Below are 17,638 nucleotides of genomic sequence, written 5' to 3'. Positions count from 1 at the left end.
AGAGAATGTCTTTTTTTAAAAAGTTCATGTTGTTTTTAAATGTGATTGCAGCAATATGTTTGGTTTTAGCTTGCATTGTACCGTATACATCTATAGCTAGTTTAGCATTTATTAGTTTAACAGTGCCTGTATTGGTTTTAATAAACATGTTGTTTTTTCTATACTGGTTATTTGGCAAGAAAATTTATATGATGCTATCTCTTTCCATTTTAGTTTTTGGATACTTTACACTTGGTTCTTTTATTGCTTTTAATGGTAAGTCAAAAACTATTGCTGATTCTGATACCATTTCTATGTTAACTTATAACGCATTGGGTTTTCATAGTAAATATCATGGAGATTGGGAGAATATCACTAGTCCAGAAGTTGTAGAATTTATTGAAGGTGAGAATCCTGATATTATTTATTTTCAAGAATTCGAACCGCATTATCTTAAGGACCATATGTTGAAAAACTATCCTTATAAAGCCAATAAGTTTCAGATAAAAGATGGGGAGTCAAGTAAAAATTTAGCGATATTTTCAAAGTTTAAGATTATTAATAATGGAGAGCTTGATTTTCCAAACACTTTTAATGGTGGCGTTTATGCGGATATCGTATTTAAGAAAGACACCATTCGTTTCTATAATCTGCATCTAGAATCTTTAAGTATAAGACCAAATTATTTTAAAAAAGAACGGTCAGATAAGCTGCTTGTTAGACTAAGGGATTCTTTTGACAAACAAGAACGACAATCTGATATTGTGAGAGAGCATATCAAAACCAGTCCTTATCCTGTTATTGTAGGTGGTGATTTTAATAATACCCAATTTTCTAAAGTGTATTTTAATATTAAGGGTGATTTAAAAGATAGTTTTTTAGAATCTGGACACGGATATGGTGAGACTATCAAATTTTGGAAGTTCCCTTTTAGAATTGATATGATTTTGGGAGATCCTAGTTTTACATTCTTATCTCATAAGAATTACAAAATAGATATATCCGATCACGAACCTATTATGGCAATTTTTAAGGTGTCCGAAGAATAAAAAGGCAGTCTACTATATCTGCCAATATATGCAATAGCAATGCTAAGCCAAAAATTCGGGTTTTCTTAAATATGAACATTACGGTATAGAGACCAATTGCCCAATAACTATGAAGCGGATGAAAATTGATACTGCACCGGTTTGGGTCAAATAATGGAGTTGCTAGCAAGTGATCTATATCAATTACAATTGCAGATAAAAGTATTACTGCAGACCAAAGCATATTTTCCCTATATAAATAGATAGCAATTACAATGGGTACAATAAAATGTATTCCATAGTGCGCTACGAACCTAATCATTTGAGGTAGCTATAAACTCTTGTTTTAGATATTCTATACTATTTGGACCTAGGTTAAATAAAAGATCTAGAATGCTTAGGTTGGGCGTAAAACCATGTCGGTCACCAAATACTTGTGTGTAGACTTCGATATTTAGTTGAGGCTTGAATTTTGCGCTTATCAAAAATCTATAATCTTCCTTATCTTCAGGTTTGATTTCAAAAGTAGTTGTTTTAGCCGTCGGCATTTCTAATTGAAGACATTCGAATATTGTTTCAATCGTTTTTAAATTATACTCAAGTAGGCTTTCGTATGGTCTATCGTATAACGGTTTAATATCATCTTCATAGAACTCAAAGAATGGTGATGTTCTATAGGCGGTCTCTAACGTGCGCCAATGTTGTCTCTGCCAAGGATAGGAATTATCAATTTTAACATCCTTATACTTTTGTCTACCATTTGATCTGCCTACATGAATAATAGGAATACTAAGTATGTGCTTGCCTCGATCATTAGAAATATAGGTTCTATTCCTGAATGTCTGTTTTTGGTAATTATCATTCACCTCCCAACAAATTGGGTGGTGCATGATATAACTAAATGTTAGAATGTTAGGGAAATATGAGGGATGAATTAATTTCACTTTTTATCCTTTTTACGTTTCCAGAACCAATTTCCTACGAAATAAGCTACTAGTAATATTAAGAAATATTTGAAATAAGATTGTGGTTCTCCGTCCCCATTTACAGTTGTGAATATACGATCCCATCGTGGTCTCCAGTTACTAATACCTTCAGTGAAATTATCAAAACTCATCCAGATGAAGATTGGTGTTCCAACAATATGATTTTCAGGTACATAGCCCCAGGATCTACTGTCTTCTGAGTGGTCTCTATTATCACCCATCATCCAAAAGTAATCTTGTTTAAAAGTGTAGCTTGTTACTGGGTTGCCGTTAATGCTAATTTGATTTCCAGATACCGAAATCTCGTTCTTCTCGTATTCTTTTATAATCTTCTTATATAGGGGAAGTACTTTTAAATTTAAATCTACCGTTGCTCCTTTTTTAGGGATGTAGATGGGTCCTAATTGGCTGTAATTCCAAGGATAATCCGGACTTTGAGGAAATAAATTAATGCCTCTTCTCCCTTTTTCTACTACTTGTTGTACAACAGAATCAATATTAGGATTGTTTCTTAGAGATGCAACCATATCTGCAGTTAAAGGAACCGTACGTTGGCGATCGGTAATTTCTTTTAATGCGAATCCGTATTTGGATATAATATTTGAGGGTATACCTGATGCCTTTGTATATAGTTCCAGTTGCCCATTATCCGTTGGCTTATAACCTACTAAATAGGGGTTGAGGGCATTTGCTTGATTTTGGTTTAACTGTCCTGATACATACTTTCTAGTGAAATCAGTTACACCTAAATCGTCAAGTGTTTTAGAAGATACTCCCTTAGAGCTGTAAATGTTGTAATCAAACTGTGGTTTGGCACTTTTAGGTAATTCTAAAGGCTTACCGTTAATAAAAACATAACCATCACGCACTTCTAGAGAATCGCCAGGTACACCAACGCAACGTTTAACGTAGTTAGATTTTTTGTCTATTGGTTTGTCAACGCCTTTTTCTTTTTTAAAAAATACACGAACGGTATCTGCGGGCCAACTAAATACGACAATATCATTTCTCTCTACCTTTGTAAATCCCGGTAGTCTGAAATAGGGTAGTTGTGGTTTCTTTAAATAGGAAGGAACTCCTAATACAGGTAATGTATCATGAACCATTGGTGCGGCAACCGTTGTCATAGGTGTTCTTGCGCCGTAATGAAACTTACTTACAAAAAGAAAATCCCCCACTCTTAATGTACGTTCTAGAGAACCTGTAGGTATTACATAAGGTTGAATGAAATAGGTGTGCACTAAAGTCGCAGCAACTACTGCGAATAAAATGGAGCTAACCCATTCACCTGCAGCTGTTGTTGGGTGCAATGATCTGTCTTCAATATATTTTACATCGAGAGCATAGTTTACGTAGTAAATATAAAAACCAAGTGTCAATACTACGATCCATGTTTCTAACTTGCTGTTTCTTCCGAAGCTTCTAATGGTTTCTACCCATATTACCGGGAACATCAAAAGGTTGATTATAGGAATGAATAATAAAATCACCCACCATTTTGGTCTGTTGATTATTTGCATTAAAACTATGGCATTGTAAACCGGTATTGCTGCTTCCCAAGCTTTTCTGCCTGCTTTAACGTATAGTTTCCAAGTACCTAAGAAATGTATTACTTGTACAATGAGAATAAAAATAATCCATTGAGTGCCGTTCATCGTCTTTGTTTTTTATTGAAATAGAATGAATTTTTAGATGTATTGGTTAACATCGATAATCCATCAGTCTTATAGATTGATTTTTGTTACGTTTTTAACCTAGGTTTAACACATCTCGCATTGAAAAAACACCTGTTTTTCCGATGATCCATTCAGCAGCTGTAACTGCTCCTAAAGCGAAACCTTCTCTGTTATGGGCAGTATGTTTTATTTTAATACTATCTACAATACTGTCATAAGCAACGGTGTGTGTACCTGGTACTTTACCAATTCGTTTAGATGTGATTTTAAGGCTCTCGTCAGATGCGCTATCTAATTTCCATTGGGCGTAATTAGAATTAGCAATGACACCTTCTGCTAAGGTTATTGCTGTACCGCTTGGGGCATCTAATTTTTGTGTGTGATGTATTTCTTCTAATTCTACTTTATATTCAGGAAGATTTTGCATCATTTTTGCCAAGTAATTATTTAGCTCGAAAAAAATGTTTACTCCTAAACTAAAGTTAGAGGCATAGATGAAAGCACCTTTCTTTTCTTTACATAAAGAAATTGCTTTATCATACTTATCTAACCAACCTGTTGTTCCAGAAATTACGGGAATGTTATTGTTCAGGCATTTGGAAATATTACCGAAGGCTGCTTGTGGCATACTAAAATCAATAGCAACATCCATACTGCTGAAATCAATATTCTCAGAATTTTCGTCAATTTTGGCAACAACTTCATGACCACGTTTTAGAGCGATTTGCTCTATCATCTGACCCATTTTTCCGTATCCGAAAAGTGCAATTCTCATTTTTAAAATTTTATAATTAATGCCATTCCGTAATTAGGACTATTGGTTACTTGATTAAAATCAAGATAAGGCTCAAAGTCTAAACTTAGGTCATCGTCAATATTAAACTGTTTTAAATGTGCGTCAACATTGGCATCAACAATATTCAATACATACATTCCAATTGCGGCAACTAGCCAAAGGTCACGATCATTTTGAAAACGCTCTTGTTGGTTTTCAAGCCTGTCTACATCAAAAAACGGAAATGTTCCTTCGCCATTGAATTCATCGTCGGTAAAACCTGCCTGTCTTCTTTTAAATGCAGTTCTAAAGCGATTATATTGTTCATTGTTCCAGCCATACATATACGCACTTCCGCCAATGAGCCCCCATGCAATAGGGGCTTTCCAATATTTTTTATTATAAATTTGACCCAAACCTGGTATAACGGCAGAGTAAAATGCTGCTCTACTTGGTGCTAAAGGGTTAAATTCCTTTTTTACTTTTTTAAAAGAAACGGAATCTTTAATAACTACTCCTTTGTCAGCTAAATCTGCTTGTACACTGTCTATTTCAGTTTTAGGAATAGAATCTTGCTCCTCTTGAGAATAGGAGAAATTAATAAATACCAATAGAGTACTAAATAATAAAAGATAGTTACGCACCTGTTATCAATTTTTTGATACGGTCAAATTCCTCCTGAGACTTAAATGGTATGGTTATTTTTCCTCTTGCGTTATCAGTAGATTTTATATCCACCTTTACCGATAAGGCATCGGTTAGCTCTTTTATCCCTTTACGAACAAAAACAGAAGCTTCTTTTTTTACTTTTTTAACTACTTCATCAGTAGGTACATCATCTGCATGATAGGCTTTTACAGCACTTTCGGTATCTCTAACGGAAAGGTTGTCAAATATAATTTTTTCGTAAAGTGATATTTGATCTTGCTTTTTGTCGATATTGACCAAAGCTCTACCGTGGCCCATGGTTAGAAATCCGTCACGCATACCCGTCTGTATAATCGGGTCTAACTTTAAAAGACGTAAATAATTGGCAATAGTTGATCTTTTTTTACCTACACGCTCACTTAGCCTTTCTTGAGTAAGGTTGATTTCATCAATAAGACGTTGGTAAGAGAGTGCTATTTCAATAGGATCTAAATCTTGTCGTTGAATGTTTTCAACCAAAGCCATCTCTAAAGACTCTTGGTCGTTAGCAATACGTATATAAGCTGGTATCGTTTCTAAACCTAAAAGTTTAGAAGCACGATATCTTCTTTCACCAGATACAAGTTGGTATTCGTTAAAGCCTAATTTTCTAACAGTAATTGGCTGTATAACCCCCAATTCCTTTATAGAAGCGGCTAATTCCTTTATGTTTTCATCATTAAAATTAGAACGTGGTTGAAATGGATTTACTTCAATGTGTTCTAAATCTAGCTCTATTATATTACCAACAACTTTATCTGCATTCTTATCTGATGCCGTGTTTATATCATTTTCCGGATCTTTCAAAAGAGCCGAAAGTCCTCTACCAAGAGCTTGTTTCTTTGTCGCTTTTGCCATACTTAAACCGTCTGCTTATTTTTTTTGACTATCTCGTTAGCCAAGTTCAAATAATTTGTTGCTCCTTTACTTGCAGCATCATATTTGATTATACTTTCTCCATAACTTGGAGCTTCACTTAATCTAACATTACGTTGAATTACAGTGTCAAAAACCATGTCTCCAAAATGCTTTCTTACCTCATCAACTACCTGGTTAGATAAGCGCAATCTAGAATCGTACATCGTTAACAGCATGCCTTCAATATCCAATTCGGCATTATGTAATTTTTGAACGCTCTTTATCGTATTTAATAGTTTGCCCAACCCTTCTAATGCAAAATACTCACATTGTATAGGTATTACTACAGAATCCGCAGCTGTCAAAGCATTCAATGTCAATAGCCCTAATGATGGGGCGCAATCTATTAATATGTAATCATAATCATCTTTAAGCTCGGTAATGGCTTTTTTCATCATATACTCACGCTCATCCTTGTCTACCAGTTCAATTTCAATAGCTACAAGGTCAATGTGTGCGGGAATAAGGTCTACGTTGGGTGATGTAGTAGAAATAATGGTTTCTCTGGCTGATTTGGTATGTTCCAATAACTGGTACGAACCTAATTCAACGCCGTCAACATCTATACCTAACCCAGAAGTGGCATTCGCCTGAGGGTCGGCATCTATTAATAATACCTTTTTTTCCAATACACCTAGCGAGGCAGCTAAGTTTACCGAAGTAGTAGTTTTACCTACACCGCCTTTTTGGTTGGCTATAGCAATAATCTTGCCCATGTTCAAAGTAAGTTAGGTGGTAAAAATACAATTATTTATGGGGCTAATGAAAGCTTTTTGTTAACACTAAGTGAATTAGCCCTTACTTTTCTTTAATAAAGCGTTAAACTTTTAATTATGAAATGGTTAACGCCGTGTTTGTTACTTAGTATATGAAAAGGCAAAAACTTATTAAAAGAATATGAAAAATTATTTATTATCCTTGAGTTTTAAACTGTCTTCGTATTCAATAAGATATATTTCTTCGTTCTTTTTCTTTAAATAATATTCTTCTCGAGCAAAACGTTCAAGTTCATCTTCGTCAGATAGTTTTTCGATAATTTTTTTATCCCTGGCTATTTCCTCTTTTAAAAAGTCTTGGGTTTTTTCTAATTTCTTGATTTCTTTTCTTAATTCTAAATGAATTAAGAGTGAATTGGTGTCAAAAAAAAGCATCCAAACAACAAAAACGGACAGTACCAATACATACATATTGGTCATGATCTTAAACCATTTTTTTTGTTTTAAATCCTTAAAAGCCATTACTCTTGCATAAATTTTTCGTTGATAATACTCTTAACTATTTCAACGGCAACCGTGTTATATTTATTATTCGGAATAATAATATCTGCATACTCTTTAGTAGGTTCAATGAACTGTTCGTGCATTGGCTTGATTACGGCTTGGTATTTTTCTATGGTTTCATCCAAATCCCAACCTCTTTCATTAACATCTCGCTTTAATCTTCTGATCAGTCTTTCATCTGTATCTGCATGTACGAATATTTTAATATCGAACATTTTACGAATGGCAGAATTGGTCATAATCAATATACCTTCTACGATAATCACCTTTGTTGGGTGTGTTAAAACTGTTTTTGCAGTTCGGTTACATTCTAAAAAGGAATATACAGGTTGTTCGATTGATTCTCCATTTTTTAAAGCGATCAAATGTTGCTCCAATAATGCGAAATCTATAGAACTTGGGTGGTCAAAGTTAGTTTTTCGACGCTCTTCAAGAGATAGATGAGATAGGTCGTTATAGTAAGAATCTTGTGATATTACCCCAACTTCTTGATTTGGTAATTCATTTATTATTTGATTTACTACTGTGGTTTTTCCACAACCTGTTCCACCGGCAATACCTATAATCAGCATACATTGTTATTTAATGCAAAAGTACATATTTGAATTTCAAAAATGCATACTCTCAAATATCAACTTTTAATAACATAGCTTGAAATGTTAAGCCGTATTTTTGCACAATGCAGAATGAACAGGTAAAACCGAATTTTGAGTTTGTTGCCCTAATGGCTTCTTTAATGTCGATTGTTGCATTGACAATCGATGCCATTTTACCGGCTATGGCAGATATTGGTGTGTCTATCAATAGCTTAGATCCAACCCAAAATCAGTTATTGGTGACGATGATTTTTTTAGGATTGGGAGTAGGGCAGTTGTTTTTTGGACCACTATCAGATAGTCTTGGTAGAAAGCCCATTGTATACTTTGGGTTTACTGTTTTTTTGATTGCTAGTATCATATGTTTGTTTGCACCAAATCTTGAGTTAATGTTGGTTGGTCGTGTATTGCAGGGAATTGGTCTGTCTGCACCCAGAACTATAAGTATTTCTATAATTCGTGATACCTATAGAGGAGATTATATGGCAAAAATTATGTCATTTGTTACAGCGTTCTTTATTCTTGTTCCTGTAGTGGCACCTGCTATTGGTAAAGCGGTAATGGGTATTACGGGTTGGCAAGGTATTTTTTATATGCAGCTGTTTTTTGCTTTGGTTGTAGGGATTTGGTTTTATAAAAGACAGGAAGAAACCTTGCATCCGGAATACAAAGTTCCTTTTTCTTTTCATGTTTTTATTAGAGGGACTAAAGAGATTTTTAAATACAAAGAAACCGTTTCGTGTACCATGATATCAGGATTGATTACAGGGTCTTTTCTTGTATACTTAAGTTCTGCTCAACATGTTTTTGAAGAGCTTTATGGGTTAACTGAAACTTTTCCTTACGTGTTTGCTGGACTTGCGCTTTCAGTAGGGTTTTCTACTTTAATGAACGGTACGTTGGTATTGCGTTTTGGAATGCGGAATTTATCTTTTACAGCATTAGTAGTATTCACATGTATAGCCTTGTCATATAGTCTGTTATTCTTAGGGGCTAAAAATCCAAGTATTACCATTTTACTGATATTCTTATCACTGCAGTTTTTGTGTTTAGGATTTATATGGGGAAACATGCGATCTATTGCAATGGAACCTATTGGTCATATTGCTGGTATTGGCGCAGCAATTACAGGATTCATCTCTACAATTCTCTCTATTCCAATTTCAATTTTCGTAGGTAGCTTTATTGAAGATTCTGTTTGGGCACTTTTTGCAGGTTTGGGTGTATGCGGATTCATATCGGTAATATTATTTATGACATTTAAAACGCGACCTCTTTTTGCAAGCAATCGTGCGTTTTCCAAATGATTTTTTATAGATAAGACTTGTTCTTAATTGTAGATTAAGTATTCCGGTTTTTTGTCATTTATACGTTCTTCAATGCGGATTGCACGTTAAATATTTGATTTTCAGTCTCATGAATCTATATTGTAAATATTGTATTTTGATAAATATTGATGTTTACAGCTATGAAAAAATCATTTTTTTATTTCTTTGTATTACTTTTTGTTTTCACAGCTTGTAAGAATAGAGGGAACACTGAAAATATTTCAAACAGACCTTTTATTGCTTGCGCTCCCATCACAACAGATATATCATGGTATCAATCTGATAATATTGCTCCTTTGATAGACGGGTTAAATGTGATGGAGTTCCCTGTAACGACCAATAATAGATTAGCACAACAATATGTAAATCAAGGTATGGTTTTGGCTTATGGTTTCAACCATGCTGAGGCGGCAAGATCTTTTTACTATGCCACTAAGTTAGACCCTAATTGTGCAATGGCATATTGGGGTTTTGCGTATGTACTGGGACCTAATTATAATGCAGGGATGGAACCAGATAATTATCAAAGAGCTTACGATGCAGTACAAAAGGCAAAAGAACTGGCGGAAAATAAGGCTTCTCAAAAAGAAAAAGATCTTATAGATGCCTTGTCAAAAAGGTATGTTCAGTTTCCGGTTGAGGATAGAGGTAATCTTGATTTGGCATATTCAAACGCGTTGCGTGAAGTTCATAATAATTATTTATACGATGCTGATGTTGCTGCACTGTATGCCGAGTCAATAATGGATATGTATCCTTTTGATTTGTGGGATGAAAAAGGAAATCCTAGAGATAGAACAAATGAAATAATTCAAGTAGTCAACAGCGCTTTGGAAATAGATCCAAAACACCCGGGAGCACATCACTTTAAAATTCATATGCTTGAAGCGTCCTTACATCCGGAAGATGCTTTAGAAAGCGCTGCAATTTTTGATGAAGGTCTAGTGCCCGGTGCCGGGCACCTTGTTCACATGCCTTCACATATTTATATTCGAACAGGGGACTACCATAAAGGCACATTAGCAAATGTTCAGGCAGTAGCTGTTGATAGTAGTTATGTGGCTTCCTGCCATGCTCAAGGTGCATATCCTATAGCTTACTTTCCTCATAATTATCATTTTTTGGCAGCTACCGCCTCATTAGAAGGTAATAGTGAAATGGCATTGGACGCATCTGATAAAGTAGCAAAGCATTCAAGTACCACGTTAATGAAAGAGCCAGGTTGGGGAACGCTTCAACATTTTTATACGATACCATTTTACATTAACGTGAAGTTTGGAAAGTGGAATGAAATATTAAAAATGAAAAATGAAGTTCCTTCTTTAAAATATCCATCAGCTATTTTAAGTTATGCCCGTGGAATGGCTTTTTTAAGATTAGATGAAATTGAAAATGCAAAAAAGGAATTACGAACTTTAGAGGTTTATTCGAAAGATGATAGTTTAAAGGAAATATCAATTTGGGATATTAACTCGGTATACATTTTGGTTCAAATAGCTAGAAATGTTTTGAAAGCAGAAATCTTGGCTAAAGAATCTAAGTACCTAGAAAGTATAGTATTATTGAAGGAAGCGGTTGAAATTGAGGATGGTTTAAATTATAATGAGCCACCAGATTGGTTTTTCTCTGTAAGGCACCATCTTGGGGCTGTACAAATTGATGCAGAACTTTATGACGATGCAATCAAATCTTATGAAGAAGATCTGGCTAGGTTACCTAAAAACGGGTGGGCATTACATGGTTTAAAACTGGCATATGAGAAGCTGAATGACCAAAATATGGTTAACGAAACTGAAGCAAAAAGAAAGTTAAGCTGGGAAAATGCGGATATAGTATTGACAACTTCTCTAATAAAATAAAATTCGCCAAACCTATTTTTAGCAGGTTCGGCGAATTTCTTAAAAAATTTAGATACAAATATGGCTACAGCGAATTGTCCATGATTTCTTGAACAACTTCCGGATTTAGTAACGTACTGGTATCTCCTAAATTACTTGTATCATTACTTGCGATTTTACGTAATATTCTACGCATAATTTTACCACTTCGTGTTTTTGGAAGCCCAGATACAAACTGAATTTTATCCAATTTTGCAATAGGACCAACAAGTTCGGTAATCTGTTGGTTGATTTCTTTTCTTAGGTTATCTCGATCTCTACTTTCACCTATTTCTTTTAGAATAACATATCCGTAAAGAGCATTTCCTTTTACATCATGAGGGAAACCTACAATTGCAGATTCTGCCACTGCTGGGTGTTCGTTAATGGAATCTTCTATTGGTGCAGTACCTAAATTATGACCGGAAACTATGATGACATCATCTACACGACCAGTAATTCTGTAATACCCAACGGCATCTCTCAACGCGCCATCGCCTGTAAAATACATGTTTTCATATGCTGAAAAATAGGTGTTTCTGTAGCGGTCGTGATTACCCCAAATAGTTCTAGCTATAGATGGCCATGGGAATTTTACGCATAGCCTGCCTTCTACTTGATTACCTTTTACTTCTTTTGCGTTTTCGTCCATTAACGCTGGTTGTATACCAATAAATGGCAGTGTTGCATAAGTTGGAGTAGTTGGGGTTACGTAGGGTATCGGGGTAATCATAATACCACCGGTTTCTGTTTGCCACCACGTATCTACAATAGGGCTATTCTTTTTACCTACGTTATTATTGTACCAATGCCATGCTTCTTCATTGATAGGTTCGCCTACAGATCCTAAAACTTTAAGGCTTGATAAATCATGCTTTTCAACAAAATCCAAACTTTCTTTTCCGAGCGCTCTAATAGCAGTTGGCGCGGTATAAAACTGATTTACTTTGTGTTTTTCAACAACTTCCCAAAAACGACCAAAATCCGGATAGGAGGGAACGCCTTCAAACATTAAAGTAGTTGCTCCATTTGCTAATGGTCCGTAGACAATATACGAATGTCCGGTAATCCAGCCGATATCTGCGGTGCACCAATACACATCATTCTCGGTATATTGAAATACGTTTTTAAAGGTGTAGGCGGTATAGACCATGTAACCTGCCGTGGTATGCACCATTCCTTTTGGGGTCCCCGTAGAACCTGAAGTGTAAAGTATAAATAACGGGTCTTCAGCATCCATAACCTCAGCAACACAATCTGCATAGGCTTCATCTAACAATGGTTGTAGCCATTTGTCCCTGCCTTCTAACATATCAATTTTAGATTTGGTACGTTTTACGACCAGCACATTTGTAACTCCTGGGCACCCTTCCAAAGCTTTATCTACAATGCCTTTTAGATCTATTGATTTGTTTCCTCTATAAGAACCATCTGATGTCAATACAACCTTACAGTCAGAATCATTGATACGCGTTGCTAATGCATGAGATGAAAACCCTGCAAATACTACTGAATGTATAGCCCCAATACGCGCACATGCTAAAAGGGCCACAGATAATTCAGGGATCATAGGTAGATAAATGCAAACACGGTCACCTTTTTTGACCCCGTGGTCTAACAACACATTCGCCATGCGGCATACACGTTCATGTAACTCTCTGTAGGTGATGTGTTGTGCTTCTTCTTCCGGATTGTTAGGTTCAAATATGATGGCGGTTTTCTCTCCTCTCGTTGGTAAATGACGATCCAAACAGTTTTCCGTGATATTCAATTTAGCACCTTCAAACCATTTTATCTCGGGTTTTTTAAAATCCCAAGTCAATACATTGTCCCATCGTTTACGCCAAACAAAATGTTCTTCAGCAATTTCTTCCCAAAAAGCTTCAGGATTACGAACCGATTTTCGATAGACTTGATAATATTCCTCCAGATGTTTAATGTGATAATTACTCATGGTAAGTTTGATATTTATCCCTAAAAATAATGAAACTTATACATATTTTCGCTAGTTTGAGATATGTTTAAAAACGTTGGTAATAAATCGGTTAAAGTACATCCAAAACAAAAACTTACATTTAAATTTTTGCAAGCTAAAGAGAGATCAAATAGTACTTTTACAGCAAAGGAATTGGCTGAAGCATCAACATATGATTTAAAAGCTTCATTAAAGGCAAAATTAAGTCGAAGTGAATTTGGCGAGTTTATTGTAAAGCTAAAAGAAGGTTCATATAAAGCTCAAAATACTTCTGGTATTACTGTTGAGGATTATGCTTATAGAACAAGTTCGAATTATAGGATTTTAAATCCTACAAAAAATCTTACCAGTACTTCAGCTAAAACAGAATCTAGAATTTTACTTGATAAAAGTGTTCAGGCTATTCTCGCAGCCATTGAAATTTACAATAAACCAAACTTTGCTTACAGAGAAGAAACGTTTTCTATTTTAATTGTAAATGCATGGGAACTTCTTTTGAAGTCTAAAATAGTTTTTGATTCTAAAGAAAATTTAGAATCATTGTATATAAAAGATATGCATAAACCAAATGAATTTGTTAAGTCGAGGTCTGGGAATTACCGAACAATCTCAATGGGCGATGCGATAAAAATTATTACCTTAAATGATATTTTAGTAAATAATCTTAAAATTCTTATAGAGTTAAGAGATAATGCAATTCATTTTAGAAATGATAGTTATGGTTTAAATTTGAAGTTATTAGAAGTTGGTACAGCAAGTCTGCAAAGCTATTTAGAAATTACTAAAGAATGGTTTAAGAAAGATTTGTCTAAATATAATTTTTACATAATGCCAATGTCATTTTTTCATTCACACGAAATGCAAAGCTATTCTATTAACTCCGAGAGTCAACAAAACCAAAATCTGATTAATTATATATCAAAAAAAGAAAAAGAACATCCTTTTAATGAAGATAATGGACATAGGATTAGTTTACATTTAGAGACTAAATTTGTTAAAAGTAAGTTTAAATTTGACTCTGATAATCCTGATGCGATTTCAGTTATAATAAATGAAGAAGACAAATTCAAGACTAAATTTATTTGGAATTATAGAGATCACCTTATTCCAGGTTTGAGGAAGAGATATACCAATTTTAAGCAAGATCAAAGGTTTTATAATTTATTGAAGGAATTTAAATCTAACAATAAATTTTATCAAGAGAGATATCTAAATGCTAAGGAGAATAAAGGTACAAGTAGGGGATGGTATGATCCTAATATCCTAAAGGAATTTGATTGCTATTATATAAAAAAAGGTTAAACTTTTTTTAATGTCCCGTGGCTTCACCTGCGCCACTTGGTATTCTAATATTTTCTACAATTTCTTGCACATCTTTAGGTGGTTCTGGTGTAAATTGAAGAACAATAATGGCTACAATAAAGTTAGCAATCATAGCGATACTACCAAAGCCTTCAGGCGAAATACCAAACCACCAATCATCAGGTGTTCCGCCACCAAACCAGCCGAATTTAAACTTGGTCATATAGAATAACATAAGAACTATACCTACTACCATTCCACTAATGGCTCCTTCTTTATTCATTTTTTTATAAAATATACCTAGTACAATGGCTGGGAAGAATGATGCCGCTGCCAAACCAAATGCCAGTGCAACTACTGCGGCTACAAAACCTGGCGGATTAATACCAAAGTAACCTGCGATAATTACCGCTACCGTTGCGGCACCTCTTGCTACCCATAATTCTGCTTTGTCAGAAATATTCGGTTTAAACACTTTCTTTACCAAATCATGAGAAACTGATGCAGAGATCACTAGTAATAAACCTGCTGCTGTTGAAAGTGCTGCCGCTAATCCTCCTGCTGCAACCAAAGCAATTACCCAGGCAGGTAAATCTGCAATTTCAGGATTTGCCAATACCATAATATCATTATCAATTGTTAATTCATTTTTAGATGCATCTGCTACATATTGAATTTTACCATCCTCATTCTTATCATCGAAAGAAAGGAGTCCTGTTTCTTCCCAGTTTTTAAACCAAACCGGCATACTTGAGTATTCTTCATTACTTACCGTATTAATTAAATTGGTCTTTGCAAAAACAGAAACTGCAGGTGCCGTAGTATATAGAATAGCGATTAACAGTAAAGCCAACCCGGCAGATTTTCTTGCGTCTTTTACTTTTTTAACGGTGAAGAATCTAACGATAACGTGTGGTAACCCTGCGGTGCCCACCATTAAAGCTAAGGTGATAGCAAAAATATCGGTCACCGATTTAGAGCCATCGGTATATTCGTTGAAGCCTAGTTCTGTTGAAAGTCCGTCTAACTTATCTAAAAGAAAAGTACCAGAACCATCATTAAGCCTTGCGCCCATACCCAATTGCGGAATAGGATTTCCTGTCATTTGTATGGAAATGAATATTGCGGGAACCATAAAGGCAAAAATCAATACACAATATTGCGCTACTTGTGTATAGGTAATACCTTTCATTCCTCCTAAAACGGCGTAAAACAAAACGATAATCATACCAATGATAACACCTGTATTGATATCTACTTGTAGAAATCTTGAGAATACTACCCCAACACCCCGCATTTGACCCGCAACATATGTGAAGGAAACAATCAATGCGCAGATTACTGCAACAATACGTGCAGTTTTTGAATAGTATCTGTCACCTATAAAGTCTGGTACGGTGAATTTGCCAAATTTTCTTAGGTAAGGGGCTAGCAGTAATGCCAGTAGTACATAACCGCCTGTCCAACCCATAAGGTATACGGAACCATCATAGCCGGCAAAGGATATTATTCCTGCCATAGAAATAAACGAGGCGGCAGACATCCAGTCGGCTGCCGTTGCCATACCGTTAGCAAGTGGTGATACTCCGCCACCAGCAACATAAAAGTCTCTGGTAGATCCGGCTCTAGACCAGATTGCAATTCCGATATAGAGAGCAAAGGTGAGTCCTACTAAAATATACGTCCAAGTTTGAACACTCATAAGTTGGTTTTTTGGTGGTTGATGGTTGTGTTGTTATTCGTCGTATCCGTATTTTTTATCCAATTTGTTCATGAGTCTTACATAGACAAAAATCAAGATGACGAATACATAAATAGATCCTTGTTGTGCAAACCAAAAACCTAGTTTAAAACCACCGATTTTTATGGCATCTAAAGATTCTTTAAATAGTATACCAGCACCAAAAGAGACGATAAACCAAATAGCTAATAAAATGAACAAGTACCTGACATTTTCTTTCCAATAAGCCGACGCTTTCTTTTGTTTATCTGACATGTCTATTTTGGTTTTAATGAAGTCCATCTCCTAAAAGTTGATTTAAGGAAACTTCAATTAAAAATTAGTGTGTTGCAGGGGTGAATCTCTGCTTATTTGATTCTCGATTATTGAGTAAATTAGGTAAAAAACTTTAATTGGGTATGAACAATACTCCACTTGAAGAATCTTTTTTTGCTCCAGTTACTGATGAAAGTACATTTGTTAATTGCTCCACTCTCAATACACCCATTAATGCGAATACCAAAGCTTCTTTAAATTCAATGATTATTTTTTCTGGTACAACTACTTTTGTCTTTGTACCTAATTTTTCTTGTAGTGTTTCTATTAAAAATGAATTGAGTGCGCCACCGCCTGTTACTAATAATTGTTGGTCTTTATTTATAAAATTTAATTGAATCTGTTGAGCCACTTTATCACATATATGATTTATGCTGGTGTATAGTAAATTTTCAATTGTATCATCTGTATCTTCAACAATGGGTACCACTTCTTCTAAAAACCACTCATAACCTATAGATTTGGGGTGTGGCAATAGATAATATTCAAGATTATTTAACCGCTCTAGCATTTCTGTATTTATACTCCCAGAACGTGCAAGATTTCCGTCTTCATCATATTCTAAATCAACCTTTCTGGTAATATAATTTAGAATCATATTAGCCAAACCAATGTCGTAGGCTATTCTCTTATCTTTTACTTCAAAAGAGATATTACTGATTCCTCCTAAATTCAGGCAAAATTCATATTCATTAAAAAACTTACGGTCACCAATAGGCACCAATGGCGCTCCTTGTCCACCAAGTGCTAAATCATTTGTTCTAAAATCTGCTATGACCTTAATTCTCGTAGCATTTGCTAAATGTTGACCAGAACCTACTTGAAACGTAAGTCCCATTTCTGGTCGGTGATGTGTGGTATGACCGTGACTTGCTATGTAGTCTACATCTAATTTGTTCTCGTTTATAAATATTGAGGTTTGCTCACCTAGCCACGTACCGTACGTATTATGTAATTCAATGAGTTTTTCTGCGGACAAACTAATAGCGTTTTTTAAGGTATTCAGCATTTCTGAAGAATACTTAACGCTTTTGGTTTTTTTAATATTAAACTGCCATACATCATTTTTCTCCCAAATGTGACAATATGCTAAGTCAAGACCATCTAATGATGTGCCAGACATAAGACCGATAATTTTATATGTTTTCATTTGGATGCTTTTTTAATATAATAGA

Annotated in this window: 17 protein-coding genes; 4 read left to right on the top strand and 13 right to left on the bottom strand. The window is 35.0% G+C overall.

All coding sequences use genetic code 11. The features are described 5' to 3' along the window. Positions 1-5: 5 nt before the first annotated feature. The gene (locus SJY30_RS07345) at positions 6-1,028 is read left to right on the top strand and encodes an endonuclease/exonuclease/phosphatase family protein (RefSeq protein WP_396634920.1); all 1,023 of its coding nucleotides are present in this window, start codon (positions 6-8) and stop codon (positions 1,026-1,028) included. Here SJY30_RS07345 and SJY30_RS07340 read toward each other — a convergent pair. From SJY30_RS07340 to udk, 9 genes are all read right to left on the bottom strand, one after another. Beyond that, positions 1,009-1,329 carry a DUF6122 family protein gene (locus SJY30_RS07340; protein WP_396634919.1) on the bottom strand — a complete coding sequence of 107 codons (321 nt, stop codon included), beginning with the start codon at positions 1,327-1,329 and terminating at the stop codon, positions 1,009-1,011. The genes SJY30_RS07345 and SJY30_RS07340 overlap by 20 nt on opposite strands. Next, positions 1,322-1,951, bottom strand: coding sequence for a WbqC family protein (locus SJY30_RS07335; protein WP_396634918.1), 630 nt, complete (start codon positions 1,949-1,951; stop codon positions 1,322-1,324). Before SJY30_RS07335 ends, SJY30_RS07340 begins: the two co-directional genes overlap by 8 nt. Then, the gene (gene lepB, locus SJY30_RS07330; protein WP_396634917.1) at positions 1,948-3,648 is read right to left on the bottom strand and encodes a signal peptidase I; all 1,701 of its coding nucleotides are present in this window, start codon (positions 3,646-3,648) and stop codon (positions 1,948-1,950) included. The genes SJY30_RS07335 and lepB overlap by 4 nt, the downstream gene beginning before the upstream one ends. Before the next feature lie 94 nt (positions 3,649-3,742). Beyond that, a complete protein-coding gene (dapB, locus tag SJY30_RS07325; RefSeq protein ID WP_396634916.1) occupies positions 3,743-4,444 on the bottom strand; it encodes a 4-hydroxy-tetrahydrodipicolinate reductase in 702 nt (233 codons plus the stop codon). 2 nt (positions 4,445-4,446) lie between these two features. Next, positions 4,447-5,088 carry a DUF5683 domain-containing protein gene (locus tag SJY30_RS07320; protein WP_396634915.1) on the bottom strand — a complete coding sequence of 214 codons (642 nt, stop codon included), beginning with the start codon at positions 5,086-5,088 and terminating at the stop codon, positions 4,447-4,449. Then, the gene (locus SJY30_RS07315) at positions 5,081-5,989 is read right to left on the bottom strand and encodes a ParB/RepB/Spo0J family partition protein (RefSeq protein WP_396634914.1); all 909 of its coding nucleotides are present in this window, start codon (positions 5,987-5,989) and stop codon (positions 5,081-5,083) included. Before SJY30_RS07315 ends, SJY30_RS07320 begins: the two co-directional genes overlap by 8 nt. Positions 5,990-5,991: 2 nt before the next feature. Next, the gene (locus SJY30_RS07310) at positions 5,992-6,765 is read right to left on the bottom strand and encodes a ParA family protein (protein WP_396634913.1); all 774 of its coding nucleotides are present in this window, start codon (positions 6,763-6,765) and stop codon (positions 5,992-5,994) included. 189 nt (positions 6,766-6,954) lie between these two features. Continuing rightward, complete coding sequence (locus SJY30_RS07305) at positions 6,955-7,287, bottom strand: septum formation initiator family protein (protein WP_036153454.1); 333 nt, start codon at positions 7,285-7,287, stop codon at positions 6,955-6,957. Continuing rightward, positions 7,287-7,901, bottom strand: a complete 615-nt coding sequence (gene udk / locus SJY30_RS07300; RefSeq protein ID WP_396634912.1) for a uridine kinase — start codon at positions 7,899-7,901, stop codon at positions 7,287-7,289. Before udk ends, SJY30_RS07305 begins: the two co-directional genes overlap by 1 nt. 107 nt (positions 7,902-8,008) lie before the next feature. On the opposite strand from udk, the gene SJY30_RS07295 reads away from it, so the two are divergent. Both SJY30_RS07295 and SJY30_RS07290 read left to right on the top strand, forming a co-directional pair. Further along, positions 8,009-9,232 (top strand): multidrug effflux MFS transporter, encoded by a 1,224-nt coding sequence (locus tag SJY30_RS07295; RefSeq protein WP_396634911.1) that lies wholly within the window; start codon positions 8,009-8,011, stop codon positions 9,230-9,232. A 161-nt stretch (positions 9,233-9,393) separates the two neighbouring features. Beyond that, entirely contained in the window at positions 9,394-11,112 is a 1,719-nt protein-coding gene (locus SJY30_RS07290) for a hypothetical protein (RefSeq protein ID WP_396634910.1), read from the top strand. Between the two features lie 64 nt (positions 11,113-11,176). On the opposite strand, the gene acs is transcribed toward SJY30_RS07290, so the two are convergent. Next, positions 11,177-13,084, bottom strand: coding sequence for an acetate--CoA ligase (gene acs, locus SJY30_RS07285; protein ID WP_396634909.1), 1,908 nt, complete (start codon positions 13,082-13,084; stop codon positions 11,177-11,179). A 63-nt stretch (positions 13,085-13,147) separates the two neighbouring features. On the opposite strand from acs, the gene SJY30_RS07280 reads away from it, so the two are divergent. Continuing rightward, positions 13,148-14,407, top strand: a complete 1,260-nt coding sequence (locus SJY30_RS07280; protein WP_396634908.1) for a DUF3644 domain-containing protein — start codon at positions 13,148-13,150, stop codon at positions 14,405-14,407. Positions 14,408-14,414: 7 nt separating this feature from the next. Here SJY30_RS07280 and SJY30_RS07275 read toward each other — a convergent pair whose 3' ends face one another. From SJY30_RS07275 to SJY30_RS07265, 3 genes are all read right to left on the bottom strand, one after another. Further along, entirely contained in the window at positions 14,415-16,109 is a 1,695-nt protein-coding gene (locus SJY30_RS07275; protein WP_396634907.1) for a sodium:solute symporter family protein, read from the bottom strand. A gap of 33 nt (positions 16,110-16,142) precedes the next feature. Then, positions 16,143-16,403: a DUF4212 domain-containing protein gene (locus SJY30_RS07270; RefSeq protein WP_036157977.1), complete on the bottom strand. Its 261-nt coding sequence runs from the start codon at positions 16,401-16,403 to the stop codon at positions 16,143-16,145. Positions 16,404-16,536: 133 nt separating this feature from the next. Further along, positions 16,537-17,613 carry an anhydro-N-acetylmuramic acid kinase gene (locus SJY30_RS07265; protein ID WP_396634906.1) on the bottom strand — a complete coding sequence of 359 codons (1,077 nt, stop codon included), beginning with the start codon at positions 17,611-17,613 and terminating at the stop codon, positions 16,537-16,539. Between the last annotated feature and the right edge of the window lie 25 nt (positions 17,614-17,638).

The organism is Maribacter sp. R86514, assembly GCF_044597005.1.
Lineage (GTDB): Bacteria > Bacteroidota > Bacteroidia > Flavobacteriales > Flavobacteriaceae > Maribacter.
This window is presented reverse-complemented; position numbering and strand designations above follow the sequence as displayed.

Coding starts and splice junctions, on each gene's coding strand:
- SJY30_RS07345 (WP_396634920.1), top strand. CDS start 6: ATGTCTTTTTTTAAAAAGTTCATGTTGTTTTTAAATGTGATTGCAGCA.
- SJY30_RS07340 (WP_396634919.1), bottom strand. CDS start 1,329: ATGATTAGGTTCGTAGCGCACTATGGAATACATTTTATTGTACCCATT.
- lepB (WP_396634917.1), bottom strand. CDS start 3,648: ATGAACGGCACTCAATGGATTATTTTTATTCTCATTGTACAAGTAATA.
- dapB (WP_396634916.1), bottom strand. CDS start 4,444: ATGAGAATTGCACTTTTCGGATACGGAAAAATGGGTCAGATGATAGAG.
- SJY30_RS07315 (WP_396634914.1), bottom strand. CDS start 5,989: ATGGCAAAAGCGACAAAGAAACAAGCTCTTGGTAGAGGACTTTCGGCT.
- SJY30_RS07310 (WP_396634913.1), bottom strand. CDS start 6,765: ATGGGCAAGATTATTGCTATAGCCAACCAAAAAGGCGGTGTAGGTAAA.
- SJY30_RS07305 (WP_036153454.1), bottom strand. CDS start 7,287: ATGGCTTTTAAGGATTTAAAACAAAAAAAATGGTTTAAGATCATGACC.
- udk (WP_396634912.1), bottom strand. CDS start 7,901: ATGCTGATTATAGGTATTGCCGGTGGAACAGGTTGTGGAAAAACCACA.
- SJY30_RS07295 (WP_396634911.1), top strand. CDS start 8,009: ATGCAGAATGAACAGGTAAAACCGAATTTTGAGTTTGTTGCCCTAATG.
- SJY30_RS07290 (WP_396634910.1), top strand. CDS start 9,394: ATGAAAAAATCATTTTTTTATTTCTTTGTATTACTTTTTGTTTTCACA.
- acs (WP_396634909.1), bottom strand. CDS start 13,084: ATGAGTAATTATCACATTAAACATCTGGAGGAATATTATCAAGTCTAT.
- SJY30_RS07280 (WP_396634908.1), top strand. CDS start 13,148: ATGTTTAAAAACGTTGGTAATAAATCGGTTAAAGTACATCCAAAACAA.
- SJY30_RS07275 (WP_396634907.1), bottom strand. CDS start 16,109: ATGAGTGTTCAAACTTGGACGTATATTTTAGTAGGACTCACCTTTGCT.
- SJY30_RS07270 (WP_036157977.1), bottom strand. CDS start 16,403: ATGTCAGATAAACAAAAGAAAGCGTCGGCTTATTGGAAAGAAAATGTC.
- SJY30_RS07265 (WP_396634906.1), bottom strand. CDS start 17,613: ATGAAAACATATAAAATTATCGGTCTTATGTCTGGCACATCATTAGAT.